Below are 20,548 nucleotides of genomic sequence, written 5' to 3'. Positions count from 1 at the left end.
AAGATTTGGTGGGAGCAACGCGAAAAAGTTAGATCATCGTGAAAAGAGCAGGGGAGGCAGGGGATGCAGGGGGAGATTAATGATTTCTCAACCAAGGGGATGGATTATTAATCATATTCACCAAACCGGATAAAACTTGGTTGTAATTTGCATAAACTTCTCGTCCTACTTCTACATTCATGTAGTTGCATTTGACAGCAAATTCAATCCAAGTTTGAGTTTCAGCGGCTTCAGCCTCACAATCATTTAATTTAGCGACAAAAGCTGCTTCATAACGTCGTTTTCTCCATGCTTCAGCTAAATTAGCACAAACAGAGCGTGAGGATCTACGAATTTGATCAGTTAACGAATATCTCTCCTCCACAGGGAACTTCTTTGATAGCTCAAAAATTTTCATTGCTGCTTCAAAGGCAATTTTATAAATCCCCAAATCTTTATGATCTTTAATTGCTTCTTTATTCATTGTTTTACCTCCCCTGCATCCCCTGCGTCCCCTGCATCCCCTGCCCTCTTCATCATAATCCCACTTTTTCCGGTTGCTCCCATTCCCCAATCTCTAACAAACAAATTAGTGCCTCTACTAAAGCCTGATTTTGCTCATCAGTACCAACAGTGATGCGTAATTTATCGTCTAGTCCAGGTTGCTTGAAGTAGCGGATTAAAATTCCCCGTTCCTTCAGTTTTTGATAAAGATATTCTGCGTTTCCCTCTTTTGGCTGTGCCAGCAAAAAGTTAGTTTGGGAATCCCAAATATGAAAACCTAATTGTTTCAGGTCTTTTGCCAACTTAATCCGTGATGCCTTAATCTTTGCTATACAAGCATTTTTATAAGCTTGGTCGGTAATAGCAGCCGTGCCAATTGCACAAGCGATCGCATCAATGTTATAGCTATCTTTCACCTTAAACAATCCCTGCAACAGTTTGGGATTTGCTACTCCAAAGCCCAATCGCAATCCTGCTAACGAGTATCCCTTAGATAATGTCCGAATCACGATGACGTTTTCGTATTCCTTCACCAAAGCCAATGCATTATTGTCTTCGGTAAAATCTATATATGCTTCATCTATCACTAAAACTCCAGATAACTGGCTGGCTAATTTTCGCAAGTCATCTGTTGTGACTACGTGCCCCGATGGACTATTGGGTGATGCAATAAATGTCACAGCCCCATTGGCAGCAACTAGTTCTTTCAAAGGTAAGCTGTAATCTTCGCTGTAGGGAATCTCAAGAATTTCCGCTGCTTGCATTTCTGTTAATGTGCGATATAGCACGTAAGTTGGCATCGGGTAAACAACTTTCTTCCCCGGTTCTGCACAAGCTCGAATGATTACACTCAACAATTCGTCACTGCCATTTCCGACAATAATCCAATCACTAGGAACTCCTAAAACTTTACTTGCAGCTTGTCGGAACTCCCCACCGAAAGGTTCTGGATACCGCCGTAACCACTCACCATCGATATTTCGTAACACAGCTAATGCCGCTGGGGAAGGAGGATAGGGGTTCTCGTTGCTGTTAAGTTTTATGATCTGTGTGCCGCGTTGAGGCTGCTCACCAGGAACATAGCTAGCCATTGCGTCAACATTAGAGCGAAAGTAATTGGTCATCTGACATTAGATTATGAATTTCAGTAAATCGCCAAGCTTTACTCAAGAGCGATCGCAAGCATAGGTAAATATCGTACTCATTTAGGTATTTTTTTAGCAACCAATTCCACAAGTCCAAACTGTTGCGGAGTCTTATCCAGATAATTGAAGGATATACAACGCGAATACGCTAGACGTTTAATCATGCTTACGAGTAAAATACGGTAAGTGTATCGCCTTACCGGCTTTTACATGTAAAATCGCAGAAAAACCCGTTAGAAGTTGATTTTAGCAGAGCAACTGACCCATAAGCAGTTATCAAAGTCTGTTTCAGCTAAATGTTAAGTTGTCATGCTTACAAAAACTTCCAGACAGGTTTTAAGTTGTCCAGAAATCCTCTGCCTAACTTTTAGCTGGATAACCTTTGTGTCACTCATCCCTTGAGAAACACAATAATTTGCCATCACTAGCTCTGTTTACCACTGGGCTATAGTTTGGCTGACTTGATGCTCTTTAGCTAACTTTCAGTTCTAGCTGCTCGTAGTTAAGTCAGTGAACAGTTATCAAAGCTTCGTTGGGGGATTTACTTAACCGAAACTGCTCACTTATAGAAGTGGAAGGAAAGCTCAACAGGACTCTGATAACTGATAACTAATTGTTGAAACCCCAAAGATTATGCACTATTTGTTACTACCATTCTTAAGCTTTTTTGTTGGCATCATCGTTGGTTTAACAGGAATTGGCGGAGCCTCTCTCATCACCCCAATGTTGATTTTTGTCTTTCAGGTTCCGCCTTCCATTGCTGTGAGTTCTGATGTTGTGGCTGCCACATTGATGAAGATTGTTGGTAGCGTCAAGCATTGGGAACAGAAAACCCTTGACACAGAAGTTGTCAAATGGTTGGCATTTGGGAGTGTTCCAGGTTCACTGTTCGGGGTGGGAATTTTGCACTTTATTAAACGTACAGGTGAGTATAACCTGGATAACATCTTGCTCCGTTTGCTTGGCGGGATGATTTTGCTAGTCACAGTGTCGGCACTAGTGCAATTGTTGTTATTGACTTTTTTCCCAAAATTTAATTTACCCGAACTGCCAAAGTTAGATTTAGAAACTAACTTTGGTCGTTTCCTAACAATCGCTTTGGGAGCAATTTTAGGCTGTTTCGTCGGTCTAACTAGCGTCTCATCAGGTTCAATGTTTGCCCTAGTGCTGATTGGGTTTTTCCGCCTGGATGCACGGAAATTAGTGGGTACAGATATTTCGCACGCAGCGATTTTACTGCTGTTTACAGCCCTTGGTCATCTCAGCTTAGGAACAGTTGATTGGAGTTTGGTACTACCTATATGGTTAGGCTCTGTACCAGGAGTGTTACTAGGTGCTAAAATCTGCCAGATAGCCCCACAACGCCCACTACGGTTTATTATTTACGCTATTTTGATGATGGTGAGTTGGAAATTGGTTCATCAGGTATAAGCAATTTGAGATTTTCAATCCCAAATCCATCATTCAACATCCAAAATTGATCAACTTCTCACCCAAGGTAGTAGAGTAAATGTGCCTCGTTCATACATAATGAACAGACCCAAACCAATTAACACAAAAGGTACGACAGCTTTACCGTAGCGACTTAAAACATAAGCAATGGTAGGTTGACGGCTTAAAAAATAAGCGATCGCACACCAAACCCCTACCATGATAAAAAATATACCTAAAATTACTCCCAAACTGGCAAGATCCTGACCAGCGAATAAAGGGATATATATACTGATATTGTCACCACCATTTGCGATCGTTACTGCTGCCACTTTATAGGTTTGGGGATGCAAAACGCTCAAAATAAAAGACAATACTGGGTTAGTCGGTGTGGCCTGTCTAAAATCACTGCTGACTGTCTGAACTGATATAGTTTCTTCTTTTCTAGATATTAATTGTTGAATACCAATTCCTACTGGTAGCAGTCCTAGTAATCCTATCCATTCTCGCTGTACAACCAAACCACCAAAAAATCCTGGTGAGCTAGCGATGATAATGGCTGCAAAACCTACATATTGACCTAGCAAGATATGCCGTCGCCGAAAATTAACATCTACTTGTGAAAAAAAGATTAACAAGATAATGATGTCATCTATGTTAGTGGCGATGAAGGCAATTATCCCTTCACTGAAGGCTGTCCCTAGCTTACTCATCCTGTATTTTTAGAACCTATGATTTATCCTGACTTTTCACGGTATCTGGAAAACCTCTCTTCTATTTCTCTCTCCTAAAAGGAGAGAGACTTTGAATTTTCCCCCTTCCCGCGACGAGTTGGGGGTTAGGGGGTTAGGTTAATCGTTACCTTTTCCACATGCCGTGAAAAGTCAGATGATTTACCACCATACCAAATTCACTAATTCGTAATTCGTAATTCGTAATTATTCGGGAAATCCTCACGCTTCTGGCACAACTTAGATTTAAAATTACACAGTAATTATTACTGACTCCTGAATTCTTCTTTATTTTAAAATATGAACGAGTTAGTTACTGCAATTACTACAGGGGCAATTGCGTTCATTGCCACTAACATAGATGATATTGTGATTCTATTGTTGTTTTTTTCTCAAATAAATACTAACTTTCGTCCCCGGCATATAGTTGTTGGACAGTTTCTAGGTTTTACAGTTCTGTTAATCCTTAGTCTTCCAGGTTTATTTGGTGGGTTAGTTTTATCAAAAAGCTGGATTGGATTACTTGGTTTACTCCCAATTTCCATAGGTATCAGTAGCTTAGTAAATCGGGAAGAAGATTCATCAAGAGAAGTTGTAGCTGCAACAGAAGAAGCTGAAGCATCAACAATTACTAGTTTTTTCTCTCCCCAAGCTTATAGTGTGGCAGCTGTTACAATTGCCAATGGTAGCGATAATATTAGTGTCTACGTGCCTTTATTTGCTAGCAGCAATTTAGAGAGTTTTGTGGTAATTATCGGATCATTTTTTCTCTTGTTAGGACTTTGGTGCTACGCTGCATACAAATTAACTAACAATAGAGTCATAGCTGATATATTGACTCACTACGTTAATAATCTTGTGCCTTTTGTTCTTATAGGATTAGGCGCTTTTATTGTATTAAAAAGTGAAGCTTTAAGTCCAATAAAGCTAGCTGCTAGTGGTGTCTGTTTAATGATTTTGGTGAGAAATAATGAAAGTACCGATGAAATAGGTGAAAATTCTAGTAGATAATTAAGCCAATTTTAGATTTAGATTTAAGTAAGTAGATAGAATTAAACATAAAATAAAATGCTAGTTCGTAGTGAGCGATTCATCGCTCAAAACAATGATTATCAGGACTAAAGTCCTTACTACAAACTTTAATTTATTTACGCCTAGCTACTTAGATCAAAAATCTAAAATCTAAAATTGGTATTGGGAATCAAACTTTACTCAACCACTCATTCTCTTCTGGATCTTTGAACAGTGAGGTGCTGAGGTAGCGTTCACCGAAGCTAGGCTGGATCATCACGATTAAACGACCTGCATTTTCTGGCCGTTGTGCTACTTGAATAGCGGCGTATAAAGCAGCGCCAGTAGAAATCCCCGATAGTAATCCTTCTTCTTTTGCTAGACGACGGCTGTAAGCGATCGCTTGCTCATCTGCTACCTGAATCACTTCATCTACCAGTTCTGAACGGTAAATTGCTGGGACAAATCCTGCACCGATACCTTGGATTTTGTGAGGGCCTGATTTACCACCTGTTAATACCGGACTGTTGGTTGGTTCAACTGCGATCGCTTGAAAACTCGGCTTCCGTTTTTTTATAACTTCTGAAACTCCCGTAATCGTCCCACCAGTACCCACTCCCGCCACCAGAATATCTACCTCTCCATCGGTATCATCCCAGATTTCTTCGGCTGTGGTTTCGGCGTGAACTTTCGGGTTTGCGGGGTTACGGAACTGCTGCAACATATAAGCATTGGGTGTTTTAGCTACAAGCTGTTCTGCATGAGCGATCGCTCCTCGCATCCCTTCTACCCCTGGCGTTAACTCTAATTGAGCGCCATAAGCTTTGAGCATGGATCGTCTTTCGTGGCTCATTGTGTCAGGCATCGTTAGAATAAGATGGTATCCCTTGGCGGCCGCCACCATCGCCAGCGCAATTCCTGTATTTCCAGAAGTCGGCTCTACTAAAACAGTTTTTCCAGGGTGAATCAAGCCTGCTTCTTCCGCCGCTTCCACCATACTCGCGCCAATCCGGTCTTTCACAGATGATGCTGGATTCATGCTTTCTAGCTTCACCACAATCCGAGCAACCGCTCCTGAAGCTTGGGGAATTTTATTTAATTGAACTAAAGGAGTTCGGCCGATTAACTCTGTGATATCTTTCGCTATCCGCATGTGGGTACTCCGTCGTGTCTAAATATAATACATCGGGCTTTGCTGGGCGCGAGTTTCTCTTTCCTCGCACAAGTCTTGGAGTGTATAACGACCCAAAACTTCAATTGAGGCAGCGTTAGCTTGCTCCCAAACTTCATAAATCAGAGTCTTTTCCAGAGTCGTAGAGTCAGAGGTATCTTTCTCTTTCCGCTCACCTTCAACCAAAGTGACAATTTCCAGCAGTGTAATCTGCCAAGGTTCACGAACTAAAACGAAACCTCCTTTAGAGCCGCGTTGACTCTGCACCACACCAGAACGCCGGAGATTGGTCAAAATTTGTTCCAAATAGCGTTCAGGTATGGGTTGCTTGGCAGTGATCTCGCTCATGGTTAGAGGAAGTTTTTTTCCGTGGTGGCTTGCCAGTTCTAATAGTGCCAGCAGCGCGTATTCCACTTTGGAAGACAGATCCAAGAGAGCGTAGTTTTGGCTATTCAAGACTGTACTCAACATACTACGGTGAATTGAGAGACTTATCGCAGTTTATGCGAAATTAATTTTTTCCAAGTGTGGAATGTGATAGCATCCCACTTACTACTCACAAAAACACTATATTCTATCGACTTACCGTAGATTGTTATTTTACACAATTCCCATAAATAATTTGATCTTTTTGTGGGAATTATCCTGAGTTTCTGTTTTCAGAGCCTCACCTACCAACAAAAATCTCAACAGAGTATGCTATTAACCGATTTGCGAACCATTTTTGAGCGTGATCCAGCAGCACGTAACTGGCTAGAAGTATTGTTCTGTTACCCTGGACTCCAAGCCCTAATATGCCATCGATTGGCACACTGGCTGTACAAAATTGGAATTCCGTTTATACCAAGGTTTATTTCTCATATTAGTCGGTTTTTAACCGGGATTGAAATCCATCCAGGGGCATTAATTGGCCAGGGAGTGTTTATTGATCACGGGATGGGAGTTGTGATTGGTGAGACTGCGATCGTGGGCGACTATGCACTGATTTATCAAGGTGTCACCCTTGGCGGGACTGGGAAAGAAAGCGGCAAACGCCATCCGACTTTAGGCTCTCATGTAGTTGTGGGAGCGGGTGCAAAGGTATTGGGAAATATTCAAATTGGCGATCGCGTCCGGATTGGAGCCGGTTCTGTGGTGCTACGAGATGTCCCCAGCAATACTACTGTAGTTGGGATTCCAGGGCGCGTGACTCGTCAGAACAACTTGTCTAGCAATGTTCTAGATCATGATAAAGTCCGCGACGTAGAAGCTGAAGTAATCCGCGCTTTATTTGAACGCGTCAAGTCTCTAGAGAAACAGTTTGAGCAGTTGCAAGATCAATCAAGCTTGTCCCCAACGGAGCCTTGCAACAAGCCTAAAAGCACAAATTCTGATGGGATGATTGAAGATTTTCTTGATGGTGCGGGAATTTAATTTGGGGCATTGGGAATTGGGCATGGGGCATGGGAAATAGGCAGAGGGGAAAACTCTTTTCCCTTGCTCCTTGCTCCCTGCTCCCCTCTTTAAAATATCCATAGGTTCTTAGAACCTGATATAAATATAATACTACGGTTAGTTTATCGGAGAGTAGTTTTATATAACATGGTGTTTTTGTACACAAGCTTATCTAGCTCCGCCAGTAATAATACTAAGCATGTTTTTGCCCGTAGGTCATTTCTACCAGAGCATCAAAACGGACTTTGGAAGATTGAAACGGGTTTTGTCCGAACTTTTACCTATCTGGAAGATGGTACAACTGTCGCTCTGGGATTGTGGGGCCCTGGAGATGTCGTTGGCAGAACTTTGTCAAAAATAGAACCTTATCAGATGGAATGCCTAACTAAAGTGGAGGCAACAGTCTTACCTTTAGAAGAGTGGACTGAACTAACAGAAACTCTACTTGCCCATATTCAACAGGCTCAAGAATTGATGATCATTCGTAGCCATAAAAAAGTGGATACTATGCTCATTAAATTGTTGGCATGGTTATCCAAAAAGTTTGGTTCGGAAGTTGAGAAGGGACGTTTAATAGATATGCGTCTGACTCATGAAGACTTGGCAGAAATGCTCGGTTCAACTCGTGTTACCATCACTCGTGTTCTTGGGCAGTTTGAGCAAGAGGGCTTGATTAATCGTCTCTCCCTGCATCGAATTGTGTTGCGAGAAGAAGAAATTTGGTACTACGAAATTTAGATGATTTCAGCATTCTGAATTCTTACCTTAGCGATCGCTATAAACGCTAGACAAATCTAGCCAAATCGGTAGCCCCAGTTTTTCTAAATAACTCAGGCTGGAGTAGAGTTGCTTGGTTCTCCCCCACAAATCTAAGTCAAACCAGCCGTCATCTTCGGTATCGGGTTGAAGTAGGGCACTGGTGATATTGACTGTTAGTCCATAACGAGAAACTAACTCGGAAATCACCGGTTCTTCGTAATAGGATTTTAATACACACAGTTGCAAGCGCAATCGATTAGTTTGACCCAGAGAAATCCATTGCTGGAATTGTTCTTGCCATTGATTTGTCAGCCATGCAGAGTCTTTGGGATTCAGTTTGCTAGCTGGATTTGGAAAAGGTAGAGAGTGTTGGTTGAGTTGAATGTGGTTTGCGATCGCTAGTTGCAGCAAATTCACTCCCAATCCTTGCAAGTAAGATAGGCTATTTGTCAGCTTTTGGGGATTTCCCGAAAGTTCCAAATCAAACCAGCCATCGCTGTCACTGTCTGATGTCAGGGATGCAGCTTTGATATTGACGGTTAAACCATAACGAGACACCAGCCGGGAAATTACAGGTTGCCTGTGATACCGCTGAGGCACGAGTATTCGACTGTGGACTGAAGCAGGTTCTACAGATTTACTCTGAGACATCAGATTAATTCCAATACTATTCGGTTAAGGATTTTAAACTCAGAATTTGGTTTGGGGAAAAGGTTACTGGGTTTGGGTTAAAGGTTTTTCTTTCACTTTTCTCTTGAACCAACAACTATTGATATTATTCTCAATAGCTATGCCTATGGTGGGCTGCGCCTACGCAATTTTTGGGCTTGGCAGAGAATCTTGCTAATACCGTACCCTACAATTCAACAGTGCTGGCTTGAGTTTCAGCCTCATAGAGATTTTCATATTTCTGGCTTTTATTTAAATACGGTAACTCTATCGATTTAATGCATTTAACTGTTATGTAAAGGAGCATCTCACAAAGAACGCAAAAAAACAATAAGTTAATATACGCAAAACAAGCTTGTTTTATGTGTATTAAGCCAATAATGAAACGGTTGGCAATTCAATACATCTTGTAGTGATAATGTATGTTATAAGAATATTTAAGTGTTTCCACGACTTTAAGCAATACTGCTCGGTTAAACCTAAAAAAGCACTCTGGGGTAGGTTTGGTTGAGGAAGAAAACCCAACATTTTCAAGGCTTTGTTGGGTTTCACGACCTTCAAACCAACCTACGAATCTTCAAAACCTACGCAGTATTGATATAGTGAGAGATTAAAAAAAAGCACAGCTAGCTGTACTTTTCGCTGCATATTTTTATAGCCTTTACCAATCAGTTGCTTTAGTGTCATCCCAGACTTCCAATTCTAAGTCATGGAGATAGGTTAACCCGCTCTCAATTTGTGCATCTTCTCTATAAGCTACCAAGAATGCAATGCGCCCAGACGCTTGCTTCTTTGCATCCTAACCCAGATATCGATTCAGTCTGTTGCAGCTAAGTGTTAGCACAGTAGTGAGAACCTTGGCGCATCCGTGCCGATTCACCTTCATTGCATTACTGTAGACCCTGTGATCCACAGCCTACAATGTTTTGACGACAACGGGCAGTAGTAAAAATTCATAATCAAAATTTTATTGTTCAGTTACTTCTGCTTGTATCTTATTTTTAGCTAAAAATATTGCCCTATCTTTTAATATTTTTGCAAATTTGTAAATTTCGTCTAAAGAGTTAATTGGCGTTTTAACTTCTTTATTATTTATATCCAGAAAACCAATAGATTTTTTTTCAGAATTCAGCCATAAACGACAAATAGTTTTGCCAGATTTACCGTCAATGTTAACTCCAAAATAATTTTTGGTATCTTTATACTGAATGCGAGGTAATTCGATAACATCACGCAACATTGATTTAATAATGTAAAAGCTTTCCATCTCATCTGCTGTAGTTACGATAGTATCAATAACTTCGGTGTTGAGTGGGTCTGGCACGTCTGTTTTTGTTGTATCAAAAATATCAACAATATCCATAGCGGATCTGAGCTTGTCATTAATTCGCTCGTTAATATAATCTTTAAGACAACCTTTGAAAATTTCAGTAAATTTTTCTACAACTGGTGCAACCATGTGTCCTTTGTACACCTGAGCAGCAAAGAGCTTAACAAAATCAGGAGAAGGATTTGTAAACTGTTCTGATATTAATCGGTTAATTTCCTTTTTATATAAAAGCTGTCTTGCACAACTAGCCATTTCATCAGGGTTAAATACTTCCCTAGAGAACTTTTTAAGTTCATTTATTGACGACTCATTGAAATCTAATATATTAAACTCAAAAAAAGATTTTTCATCCATGATGTGAGTTTTTTCTGTATCCGTGTAGAACCAATAATGGATTCCATTAGTCAACACCGAAAATCTTGCTTGTGTTGCACTAAAATACTTGAATAATTGTGAGCAATTTTTGGGATGTGCTAAATCATTTTTATGAAATTTACATTCTATTAAAATTGATGGCACTCCATTTATTAAAATAGCATAATCAACTTTTTCACCTTTTAAGCCTGGTGTAGCAGCTATATATTCAGGACAGACTTCAGTTGTATCAAAAATCTTATATCCTAAAGCTTGAATTAAAGGTAAAACAAAAGCAGTTTTTGCAGCTTGTTCAGTTTGTACCGAGTCTTTTAGTCTTTCAATATGCTGGGCAACATCTTTAACCGCATCAATAAAATCCATAGTTTTTTATCTCATACTTGTATTGGGTTTTACCAATATGGCACAGGTGATTAATTTTGCCCAATTTATGGAAATAAATACTTCTGTACTTAGAAATGTCCCAATTCTTCACTCCAAATACCAATCCTCATCGTTATACTCCTATGCCACAGCTAAGAGCGATCGCATTTACCACTAAGATTGCAATTAACCAAATCTCTATTAGGGATTGAAACTTGTAGGCTCACAGTTCTTCTGGCATAATCACAGAAATTACTTACATAGATTATATTGTTAAACTTCTTAAGCGATCGCTGGAAGAGTTTTGTCGCTGGGTGTACCGCTTCATGGACAATGCTCAGTTTATCTCTTCTCAATATCTAGCTGAACAACACCAGAAATTTGCTCGTGCATTATATAGATCGGTATTCTTCCAAAGCTATATAAATCAGGATTATTGACCCAGATGACTTTATGCTGGGCGAAAGTAAAAGTGGAGGCACTGGCTAATTAGTACAGAAACCTAATCTAACCCGAAATTTCGGGTTAGTGGTAGTTCATGCTCAATCTTCATGCCGTAATTGCCATACTGCCCCAAAAGCGGCCCCAGCCCCAGCTACCAATCCAGTACTCATTCCTTGGATAGTTTTTTGGATTGGATCTTGGGTTAGGCATTCACTGGTAACTTTACTGTCTCCCAAGCAGAGACTACTTTCTGCCCAACCAGCAGTACCTCCTAAAATTACACCAGTGATACTACAAGAAACAATTAGCAGCAAAAGACGTTGTGTTTTTCTAGCCATAGATGGATGTTTTACTCAATTTTGTATTTTAGACTTTAGGTTGGAGAAGCATGTAAATACACTTGGTCTGGATAAAAAATTTTAGATTTTTCCATACTTGAGCCACTGTTTAATCGGGCTGCTTCAGCAAAATTCCAAATCTAAAATTCTGTCAAAGGTTGGAAATTGTAGTTGACTCTCAACTACTTTACACATCTAGGCAGCAAATGTCAGCTGGTTTATGGCTGATGAGGCAAACTCATGGGCCTCGCTGTACTGGTCTGTCTTTAAAGTTATTGGTGTAGATAATTGGTCTTTCAAGACGCGATAAATCGCGTCTCTACAATCTGCGTTTTGGGTTTATCTGAACTGTATTGAGTTTTTGCCCACTGATGCTCAAAACAGCATCTACTCAATCTTCAAGTTGAAAGGTAAGCGGGCGTAAACTCCTTGTGGATCGTTCATCCTTTGCAGAATCTCTACTTCTTGTTGCAGCTTTTGAAATTCAGCGGTGAGGGGATTGGATTGTTTAAGTTGCGTACCCTCAATTCCGAAAACAGTCTGCGCCTCTTCTGTTACACGCCCAAAAAAGCGTTCTCCGAAGCTGCTAGTGCGGGGATATTCTTGCACTTCCCAGTCTTCTCCTAGTTTCGCCTGTTTGGCAGCATAAGCGATCGCAGTATTCAAACCACCAATTTCATCCACCAAACCAATTTCTTTGGCCGCCACACCTGACCAAACCCTTCCTTGGGCAATTTCTGCCACTTTTTGTTCTGGGAGTTTGCGACCTTGAGAAACTTTATTCAGAAACATATTATAAATGCGGTTAACACTGCGCTGATAAAGTGCCAACTCTTGAGGTGATTTCGGACGCGAAACTGTTTGACTATCAGCATAGCGTGCGGTTTTCACCGAATCCCAGGTAATACCATTGTCATTAGCCAGCTTTTGCCCATTAAATAGCACTCCAAACACACCTATTGAGCCTGTGATGGTATTTGGTTCGGCAAAAATGCGATTGGAGTCGCTAGCAATCCAATAACCACCAGAGGCGGCAATATCACCCATTGAGACTACAACTGGTTTTGCCTCACGAGTTAATTTCACTTCTCGCTGCATGACTTCAGATGCGGTAGCACTACCACCAGGACTATTAATTCGTAATACAACCGCCTTGACATCCTGATCTTGTCGCAGTCTGTTGAAGATTTTGGCAAAGCGATCGCCTCCTACTTGCCCATCTTCTCCTTTTCCATCGACAATCTCGCCCTCAGCATAAACTACGGCAATTTGATTTTTTGAGCTACGTTCTACACCCAAAGATTTGCCGGAAACTTGGGCGTAGCTATTCAGGCTAATTTGACGAAATGTTTTGTCTTCTTTATCGCTATCTGTCAACTTTTTGAGGTCAGTTACCACTTCATCGGGGTATTGTACTTGATCAATTAAACGGCTGGTTTTGGCTTGTGTGGCTTCTAGTAGTGCCTGATTATCTGCGATCGCTTGCAACTGGTTAGGTTCAATTTTCCGACTTGCGCCCACAGCAGTGCGCCACTCTCCCCAAACATCATCTAACAATTTCTGAGTTTGTTCGCGGTTTTCTGGACTTAACTTTGTCAAGAGAAACGGTTCAACAGCTCCCTTAAATTTCCCCACTCGCACGACTTGAATACCAATGCCATATTTCTGCAATGCTCCCGCTAAGAATACTGGTTGTGAACTCAAACCGTTGACTTCCATCATTCCTAGAGGATTAAGTACAATGGAATCTGCCACTGAACTAACGTAATATCCTTTTTCACTCCAATCACTGCCATAGGCGACAATTTTTTTCCCAGCAGCGCGAAACTCTTCCAGTGCTTTCCGAATTTCTTTCAGGGAGGCATAGCCGACGTTACTAGCTTGGCTTGTGTTTGTCGCATCCAGGTAGATCCCGATAATTCGCGGATCGCGTCGAGCCTTTTCCAAAGTTTCCACAACTTTGCGGAGTGTTATTCTTTCTTCATCCACACCTGATATTGTGTTTTGAAACAGTTGGTCTGAACTAGGTTCGCCATCAGTAATTTTCATTGACAAGTCAAAAACCAGCACTGACTTATCTTTCACATTTGGCCCAGTATCTTTAGAGGAGGTAGCAGCCAATATCAGGAGAAACAGTCCAGTGGCTCCCAAACCACCGAAAATAATTAGTCCTAGTAAGGTGCCAACTAAACTAGCAAAAGTTTGTTTAATAAAGTTAGTCATTAGTCATTAGTCATTGGGCATGGGGCATTGGGCATGGAGCATGGGGCATTGGGCATTGGGCATTGGTCATTCACAAAGGACAAATGACTAATGACTAATGACTAATGACCTACTTAATTTATTCTATGCGCTGTAAACTTCCAGAGTGCTTTAACTGATACAAGATGGTGTTGCCAGTGCAGAATAAGACTGTGGTGATTTCGGCGATTAATACTTCAGCAAGTTCCGCAACTGCTGTCTCTGATATTGCTGCTGCTTGCAAGAAAGGCATGGCTAAACCAGCTATATCTGCTCCCAAGGCGATCGCAGTTGCGACATCCAATCCATGACGCAAACCTCCTGAAGCAATTAAGGGTACATCTGGTGCAATCGCTCTAATAGTTGTAATGCACTCTGCTGTCGGTAAACCCCAATCGGCAAAAGTCATCCCTAAGCGACGTTGCAAAGGATTTTCTGCCCTTTCACTTTCTACTTTTGCCCAAGAAGTACCTCCCGCACCCGCCACATCTATTGCTGCTACTCCAGCGGCAATTAGTTTCTGTGCAATCGCTGCTGAAATGCCGTTACCAACTTCCTTCGCAATCACTGGCACTGGTAGTTTACTGCATAAATTAGATATTTTGTCAATCAAGCCCCGAAAATTAGTATCACCTTTGGGTTGAATGCACTCTTGTAGAGGGTTAATGTGTAAAATCAGGGCATCAGCCTCTAGAATATCAACTACGCGCAAACATTCATCTAAGCCGTACTTATAGTTAAGTTGCACAGCCCCTAAGTTGGCAAATAACAGAGCATCGGGCGCATACTTGCGGACAGCAAAAGTATCAGCCACTTGGGGTTTTTCTACCGCTACTCGCTGGGAACCAACACCCATTGCAATTTTGTAGTGTTGCGCGACTTGGGCCAAACGTTGGTTAATCATTGCGGCTTGTTCTGTTCCGCCAGTCATGGAAGAAATTAATAAGGGTGCGCCAAGGTGTTTCCCCAGGAAAGTTGTGCTGACATCAATATCGTTGTGGTTTAGTTCGGGTAAGCAAGAATGGGTGAAACGATAACGTTCCAGTCCATTGGTGATTTGATGAGACTGAACATCTTCCTCTAAGCAGATCCGAATGTGATCCGCTTTGCGATTCTGAGTTTGTGCAGAGATATTGGTAGGGGCGTTCACTGGTGGGTATGGCTAAAAATATTTGCTTGCGATCGCTATTGTTACATTGTCTGCAACCGTATTTGTATAACAAAATTATTTATTTTCGCTATCTTTCGGGTACGTTACGCTATTGATAACAGAACCATTCCCCCATTTTATGAGTTAATTAATATGGTTTTACAAACAGAAAAGCGCTACTACACCCCAGAAGAATATTTGGAATTAGAAGAGAAGGCTGAATATAAAAATGAATACAGAGATGGAGAAATTATACCCATGACTGGGGGAACAACTAACCACAACAAAATTGCACTTAATTTTTGTCGCAAGTTTCCTCTGACAGTAGAAGGTCAAGCTTATGACATATATATGGCTGATGTTAAAGTATCAATACCCCGTTATCGCCTTTATACTTATCCTGATGTAATTGTCATCAAAGGTAAGCCTATTTATGAGGGAACAGGTACAACGATTATTACTAATCCTTTATTAATTGTTGAAGTCTTATCAAATTCAACTAAAAATTATGACAAAACAGATAAGTTTAAATATTATCGTTCAATCCCTGGTTTTCAAGAATATATTATGATTGACCAGTATAGTTTTGCTGTGGAGCAATTTGCAAAGCAAGCAGAAGGTCAATGGATTTTTAAGGAATATGAAGGTGAAGAGGCAATTTTAGTCTTAGATTCTATTGAATTTCAAATTGCCTTGCGTGATATTTATGAACGGGTTGATTTTGAGTTGATTGAGGAATAAAACTTCGATAACATGGGCATCATTCATGGTGAATGATGCCTATTTGTTGCTCATTACGCCGTCTGTGTAGAAGCCGCTTTTGAGTCTGCGGTGGATTTTAACCGGGTAATGGTGGCTTTACGAATGCGATCGCTTTTGCGTACCCCGCCTGTCATCTCGTATTCCCGGCTGTCTTTGCCATATTTTAACACTACACCACTGACTAAGCGCTCTGAAGTTTCGCGAATGGTCTTTTCAAGGGTTTCTATTTGTTCCTTTGCTGTGTCAATGGCAGTTAGCATCATATTATACTGGTCAATCTGGTTGCGGAGTTGCCCGGTTAACTCGGTTAAATGGTTTAAGCTGATCGAATCACCAAAGTCGAGGCTGGAATTAATTGATTTAAATCCGATTACTCTCTGTTCGGTTTTTTCTAGCACGGTAGAGCTTCTTTTTTGGCGTGGCATCAATGCAGACTTTTTACTAAACTTTATCTTTCTAGAGTGTCTCAATGGAGCGATGTAGTGGTTCAGTAAAACTTGCAAAAAAAGGTGTTTTTTGTAATAAGATTGGATTGCTGGTTCAGTAATTACACGACAATAAACTTGTGTTGTGGACGAATAGGGTTGTGTTCTGAACGAATAAGCTCGTATTCTGAACGAATAGGGTTGTGTTCTGGACGAATGGGGTGGTTTTCTGAACGAATGGGCTTGTGTTGTGAACGAATGGGGTTGTGTTCTAGACAAATGGGGTGGTGTTCTGAACGAATGGGCTTGTGTTGTGGACGAGCAAGAGAGACGCGATAAATCGCCGTCTCTACAAGGCGTTTTTGTCATCTATTATAATTTTTATCAAAAAACCCTATCCGAACCGGATTGCACGCAATCGAGAAACGTAACAAATAGACCATACATCTTGTAGAGACGCGATTCATCGCGTCTTCTTCATCCCACGATTCATCGCGTCTTAAACCAAGGATGTGTTGCAATCATTAATTAAATTGTTATTAGATTTTTTCACACAATTAAACCGGATTCCTATATAAATTAACCAATATAGCCACAGCCCCTCTCTGCAAGCAAAGAGGGGCTTGTGATATTATTGATCCTCAGAATGGCGATGTTTAGGTAACAAGCTCTTTTTCTGTTTTTCTTGCAAACTGCTGGCTTGTTTCAAGACTGGAATACACTGATTAATCATCCAGATTAAAACCTCGATTGGTGAGTCTCCTTGCTGAATGCGGTTTTCGGCATTTACACCAATTAATATTGTTTGCAGAATTAGTAAGAAAGCGTAGGCGTAGCCCGCACTTCTCTGCGAGACGCTGCGCGAACGGCTGCGCTCAGTGGCCCTCGTAGACATCGCTTTTTGACTTGCATTTGTACCACGTTTTTTAGCTGACATCTGAATTCACCTTGTTTTTAGGCTTACAAGGTCAATTATTTTTTTGGGTATTTCCCCAGACACATCCCCCACGCAACATCTATAATGCTTGTATCGTCAGGTTTTGCGGCTTGGGGAAGCTTGTTTGTTTGGGTAATTCAAAATTATTTGGCTGATGTCAAGAAATATTCGTGCAGATAAATCAGCTTTAGAGAATGTACTCAGTCTGGTAGAAGCATTGCTGCAACTGTCGGTAGAGCAAGATTGTGAATCAAAATTTCCACTTTGCGTTGTCTGGAATGCTGATAAGCTGCGAATTACCGGATATAAAAGCGAACAGACAAGAGGAAACAGAAGCAAAACAACTGAAGTTGGTACAAAGAAGGAATATTTACTCAACCAGATTAAAGATGCTGGCAAAACTTTAAAACTTCCCCCGCAGAAAGCAGAATTTAACGTTTCTCAGGAAAAAAGAGAATTAGACGAGCTTCAAACTGCACTCGACTGGTTGAAAGAGTTGGGAGTGCGAGAAGACCAAAAATCTACAAAGAGTCAAGGTTATTGGAAATTTACCCTGACGCTAAAACATCAGACAGCGACGATAAAAGAGAATCTGGAGGTGGTTAAGCAGAAGTGGAGGGAACACCAAAAGACGAATTTAAAAGAAACATTCCAGGTAGAAACAACAGATAATAGCTTGGATTGGCAAGAAAAATGCCGCGCTATGCTGGAAAAGCACAAGCGTCTCACCACAAATGAATTACTGTTTGCTGATGATGAGATGAAATTTGAGCTAGAGGCAATTCATGTCCCTTTAGCATTGGTGGAGCGTAACAAACCGAAGAAGTGCAGCGAGGATATTTCCGCAGAACAAGGTTCGCGACTTTACGAACCGAGTTATGAAGAAAAGCAGCGATTTGAACATGAGGCTTTTTTAGAGCAAATTATCCGTGATGGTGTTGGTAAAACTCAAGGACACCGCATCGCTTTAATTGGGGAACCGGGTGCGGGAAAAACTACTCAGTTGCAAACTATAGCTTTTTGGATATTAAACAACAATCTGGGTTTACCAATTTGGATTTCTTTGGCAGACTTGCAAGGAAAGAGAGTAGAAAATTATCTGCTGCAAGATTGGCTGAAGAATGCTTTGGAAGTGGTACGCGTAAAAGAAGAACAGGAAAACGCTTTCGCAGATTTATTCAAGAATAATCGTGTGTGGTTGTTGTTGGATGCAGCAGATGAAATGTCTTCACCCCAACCATTAACTGAGATTTCCCAGCAGTTGACGGGATGGGTGAAAAATGCGCGGGTTGTGCTGACTTGTCGGGTGAATGTTTGGGAAGCAAACGCCAACGCTTTAGAAAATTTTGAGACGTATCGGTTACTCAATTTTGAATATCCGCAACAAGTGCAAGAGTTTATTGGGCGTTGGTTTCACAACAAGGATGCAGACAAAGGGGAAAGATTATGGCAGGAATTAGATAAAGCTGAACGTCAGCGCATCCAAGATTTAGTTAAAAATCCTTTGCGGTTGGCGCTGTTGTGTAGCACTTGGCAAGGTTCAGATAAAGGTTTACCGGAAACTAAAGCCCGACTTTATCAGCAGTTTGTGGAAGAGGTTTACAAGTGGAAAGAAAACCGCTTCCCTACCACCGAACAACAGCAAGAGGAATTAAACGCAGCGTTGGGACGTTTGGCAAAACGGGCAATTGATCAAGAAACGTCACGGTTTCGGCTACGGCATAAGTTTGTGCGTGAGGAATTAAGCGATCCAAAACAGCAAAATTCTTTATTTTGGTTAGCGTTAAAGTTGGGATGGCTAAATGAAGTTGGACTGGCTGCGGAATCAGCAACGAAAGAGAAAGTTTACGCTTTCTACCATCCCACATTTGAGGAATATTTTGCAGCGTTGGCAGTTGAGAATTGGCACGAGTTTCTGAATCATGTTCCCGACAACCCCGCGCAAGGCGTTTATCGCATTTTTGCCCCGCAGTGGAAAGAGGTGATTTTGCTGTGGTTGGGGCGTAAGGATGTGGCGGGGGAAGAGAAAGAAGAGTTTATTCAGGCGTTGGTAGAATTTGATGATGGTTTCGGCAAATTTTATTGGTTTCAAGCCTACTTTTTAGCAGCCAATTGTATTGCAGAATTTAGGGATTGTAGTCGTGGTGATGAAATAGTAGCACAGATAGTTCAATGGGCTTTTGGTTACTTTGATACTACTAAACATGGGTGGCGGTCTTTCCTTCCACTTGATAAAAAAGCTCGAACAATAATTCGAGATACTGACCGCAGTAAAGTTGTTATTGAACTTACTAAATTGTTACATTTATGCCAAGATAAAGAAATTCGCAGACAACTTACTGATAAAAATAGTAATAAATTCGATGAAATAATTCTTGGACAAGTTGCATTAACTTTATTAGATTTTTCTCCTGATAACTTTGAAGCTTGCGAAGTCCTTAAGGAACTAATTAATAATAGCGATGATTACTTTGTTCCACCTTTTTGGTTGAATAATCGTGAATTTAACGAACAAGTTGAAGCTATAAGACGGCATGTGTTTTTGGATTCACGACCTATTGAAATATCGTCTGAAGCACTCGAAGAAGAGAATCATATTAGTAAAGAAGAAATAATAGATTTGATTTACTCCCTAAACAATATTGAGGATGGTATTCCACAACAGGTTGAGACCATGTTGAGATTAGAGAAAATAATTACTGGGAATCCAGAGGCTATTCCTCCCATTATTGAAGTTCTTAAGCGATCGCTGCATTCCAACGAAGACTCTGATCGCTACCTTTTGTTTAAGGCTCTTGAATATGTAAGAAGAATTGGAAGTGGTAATCCAGAGTTAATAAGTATTCTGATTTTAATCATCAATAATCATGCATATCGTGAAAATTATGCAATTAAAGAACATGCTATCTCGGCTTTAACAGCTATTGGTATTGGCAATGAAAATGTATTTAAGTTTATCATTAATTTAATAGACAATGATGGCTTAGTTGGATTTGTTAGTCCTGTTGCATGTTTAGGAATAATCCTTAGAGATAATCTATTTTCTTTAGCAGTTGCCAAGTTAAGTTTCTACTTACAAGATTCAGTTTGTCAAAATAATCGTGCTTTCTACTTTGATTGCTATTGGACACTCTACCATTGCGCCGAAAATATGACCTATCCGGCTTTTTATCAAGCTTGGCATCAACAAGAGAAAGTGAAAGATGGAGAGTAGGAAAGAAAAATACTTCCTCTAGCCAAAACATAAGGGAAATGTGGAAACAGGTTTTTGAGACGCGATAAATCGCCGTCTCTACAACGCTATGCGATCGCCCCTAATAATAAAACAGATATTGCGAACAGAATGGGA

General features: G+C 40.8%; 19 protein-coding genes. 7 read left to right on the top strand and 12 right to left on the bottom strand.

Annotated features, from left to right (window positions below):
• Positions 1-76: 76 nt before the first annotated feature.
• Positions 77-463, bottom strand: coding sequence for a four helix bundle protein (locus tag ABF638_RS00920; RefSeq protein ID WP_435019414.1), 387 nt, complete (start codon positions 461-463; stop codon positions 77-79).
• A gap of 52 nt (positions 464-515) precedes the next feature.
• Positions 516-1,607 (bottom strand): histidinol-phosphate transaminase, encoded by a 1,092-nt coding sequence (hisC, locus tag ABF638_RS00915; protein ID WP_435019412.1) that lies wholly within the window; start codon positions 1,605-1,607, stop codon positions 516-518.
• Positions 1,608-2,261: 654 nt separating this feature from the next.
• Here hisC and ABF638_RS00910 point away from each other — a divergent pair.
• Entirely contained in the window at positions 2,262-3,059 is a 798-nt protein-coding gene (locus ABF638_RS00910) for a sulfite exporter TauE/SafE family protein (protein WP_435019410.1), read from the top strand.
• A 50-nt stretch (positions 3,060-3,109) separates the two neighbouring features.
• Here the strand turns inward: ABF638_RS00910 and ABF638_RS00905 are convergent, their stop codons facing one another.
• Positions 3,110-3,772: a cadmium resistance transporter gene (locus ABF638_RS00905; protein WP_435019408.1), complete on the bottom strand. Its 663-nt coding sequence runs from the start codon at positions 3,770-3,772 to the stop codon at positions 3,110-3,112.
• A 318-nt stretch (positions 3,773-4,090) separates the two neighbouring features.
• Between ABF638_RS00905 and ABF638_RS00900 the strand changes: the two genes are divergently transcribed.
• Positions 4,091-4,801, top strand: coding sequence for a cadmium resistance transporter (locus tag ABF638_RS00900; protein WP_435019406.1), 711 nt, complete (start codon positions 4,091-4,093; stop codon positions 4,799-4,801).
• Positions 4,802-4,991: 190 nt separating this feature from the next.
• Here the strand turns inward: ABF638_RS00900 and cysK are convergent, their stop codons facing one another.
• Together cysK and ABF638_RS00890 are read right to left on the bottom strand one after the other, a co-directional pair.
• Positions 4,992-5,954, bottom strand: coding sequence for a cysteine synthase A (gene cysK, locus ABF638_RS00895; RefSeq protein WP_435019404.1), 963 nt, complete (start codon positions 5,952-5,954; stop codon positions 4,992-4,994).
• Between the two features lie 18 nt (positions 5,955-5,972).
• Positions 5,973-6,443, bottom strand: coding sequence for an RrF2 family transcriptional regulator (locus ABF638_RS00890; protein WP_435019402.1), 471 nt, complete (start codon positions 6,441-6,443; stop codon positions 5,973-5,975).
• 225 nt (positions 6,444-6,668) lie between these two features.
• On the opposite strand from ABF638_RS00890, the gene cysE reads away from it, so the two are divergent.
• Both cysE and ABF638_RS00880 read left to right on the top strand, forming a co-directional pair.
• Complete coding sequence (cysE, locus tag ABF638_RS00885; protein ID WP_435019400.1) at positions 6,669-7,385, top strand: serine O-acetyltransferase; 717 nt, start codon at positions 6,669-6,671, stop codon at positions 7,383-7,385.
• 168 nt (positions 7,386-7,553) lie between these two features.
• On the top strand, positions 7,554-8,144 hold the full coding sequence (locus ABF638_RS00880; protein WP_435019398.1) for a Crp/Fnr family transcriptional regulator: 591 nt from the start codon (positions 7,554-7,556) through the stop codon (positions 8,142-8,144).
• A 27-nt stretch (positions 8,145-8,171) separates the two neighbouring features.
• Here ABF638_RS00880 and ABF638_RS00875 read toward each other — a convergent pair whose 3' ends face one another.
• On the bottom strand, positions 8,172-8,816 hold the full coding sequence (locus ABF638_RS00875; RefSeq protein ID WP_435019396.1) for an NIL domain-containing protein: 645 nt from the start codon (positions 8,814-8,816) through the stop codon (positions 8,172-8,174).
• Between the two features lie 985 nt (positions 8,817-9,801).
• A complete protein-coding gene (locus tag ABF638_RS00870) occupies positions 9,802-10,902 on the bottom strand; it encodes a type I restriction endonuclease (RefSeq protein WP_435019394.1) in 1,101 nt (366 codons plus the stop codon).
• Between the two features lie 37 nt (positions 10,903-10,939).
• Here ABF638_RS00870 and ABF638_RS00865 point away from each other — a divergent pair, with 37 nt between their 5' ends.
• Positions 10,940-11,080, top strand: a complete 141-nt coding sequence (locus tag ABF638_RS00865; protein WP_435019392.1) for a hypothetical protein — start codon at positions 10,940-10,942, stop codon at positions 11,078-11,080.
• 364 nt (positions 11,081-11,444) lie between these two features.
• Here ABF638_RS00865 and ABF638_RS00860 read toward each other — a convergent pair whose 3' ends face one another.
• From ABF638_RS00860 to fni, 3 genes are all read right to left on the bottom strand, one after another.
• The gene (locus tag ABF638_RS00860; RefSeq protein WP_435019390.1) at positions 11,445-11,684 is read right to left on the bottom strand and encodes a hypothetical protein; all 240 of its coding nucleotides are present in this window, start codon (positions 11,682-11,684) and stop codon (positions 11,445-11,447) included.
• Between the two features lie 387 nt (positions 11,685-12,071).
• Positions 12,072-13,907: a signal peptide peptidase SppA gene (gene sppA / locus ABF638_RS00855; protein WP_435019388.1), complete on the bottom strand. Its 1,836-nt coding sequence runs from the start codon at positions 13,905-13,907 to the stop codon at positions 12,072-12,074.
• A gap of 118 nt (positions 13,908-14,025) precedes the next feature.
• The gene (gene fni / locus ABF638_RS00850) at positions 14,026-15,075 is read right to left on the bottom strand and encodes a type 2 isopentenyl-diphosphate Delta-isomerase (RefSeq protein ID WP_435019386.1); all 1,050 of its coding nucleotides are present in this window, start codon (positions 15,073-15,075) and stop codon (positions 14,026-14,028) included.
• 153 nt (positions 15,076-15,228) lie between these two features.
• On the opposite strand from fni, the gene ABF638_RS00845 reads away from it, so the two are divergent.
• Complete coding sequence (locus ABF638_RS00845) at positions 15,229-15,816, top strand: Uma2 family endonuclease (protein WP_435019384.1); 588 nt, start codon at positions 15,229-15,231, stop codon at positions 15,814-15,816.
• 53 nt (positions 15,817-15,869) lie between these two features.
• Here the strand turns inward: ABF638_RS00845 and ABF638_RS00840 are convergent, their stop codons facing one another.
• Positions 15,870-16,262 (bottom strand): hypothetical protein, encoded by a 393-nt coding sequence (locus ABF638_RS00840; protein ID WP_435019382.1) that lies wholly within the window; start codon positions 16,260-16,262, stop codon positions 15,870-15,872.
• Between the two features lie 631 nt (positions 16,263-16,893).
• Positions 16,894-17,199, bottom strand: a complete 306-nt coding sequence (locus ABF638_RS00835; RefSeq protein WP_435019380.1) for a hypothetical protein — start codon at positions 17,197-17,199, stop codon at positions 16,894-16,896.
• 154 nt (positions 17,200-17,353) lie between these two features.
• Between ABF638_RS00835 and ABF638_RS00830 the strand changes: the two genes are divergently transcribed.
• Entirely contained in the window at positions 17,354-20,413 is a 3,060-nt protein-coding gene (locus tag ABF638_RS00830; protein ID WP_435019378.1) for an NACHT domain-containing protein, read from the top strand.
• Positions 20,414-20,548 lie beyond the last annotated feature (135 nt).

It is taken from the genome of Nostoc sp. CALU 1950, assembly GCF_051172895.1.
Classification (GTDB): domain Bacteria; phylum Cyanobacteriota; class Cyanobacteriia; order Cyanobacteriales; family Nostocaceae; genus Nostoc; species Nostoc edaphicum_A.
This window is presented reverse-complemented; position numbering and strand designations above follow the sequence as displayed.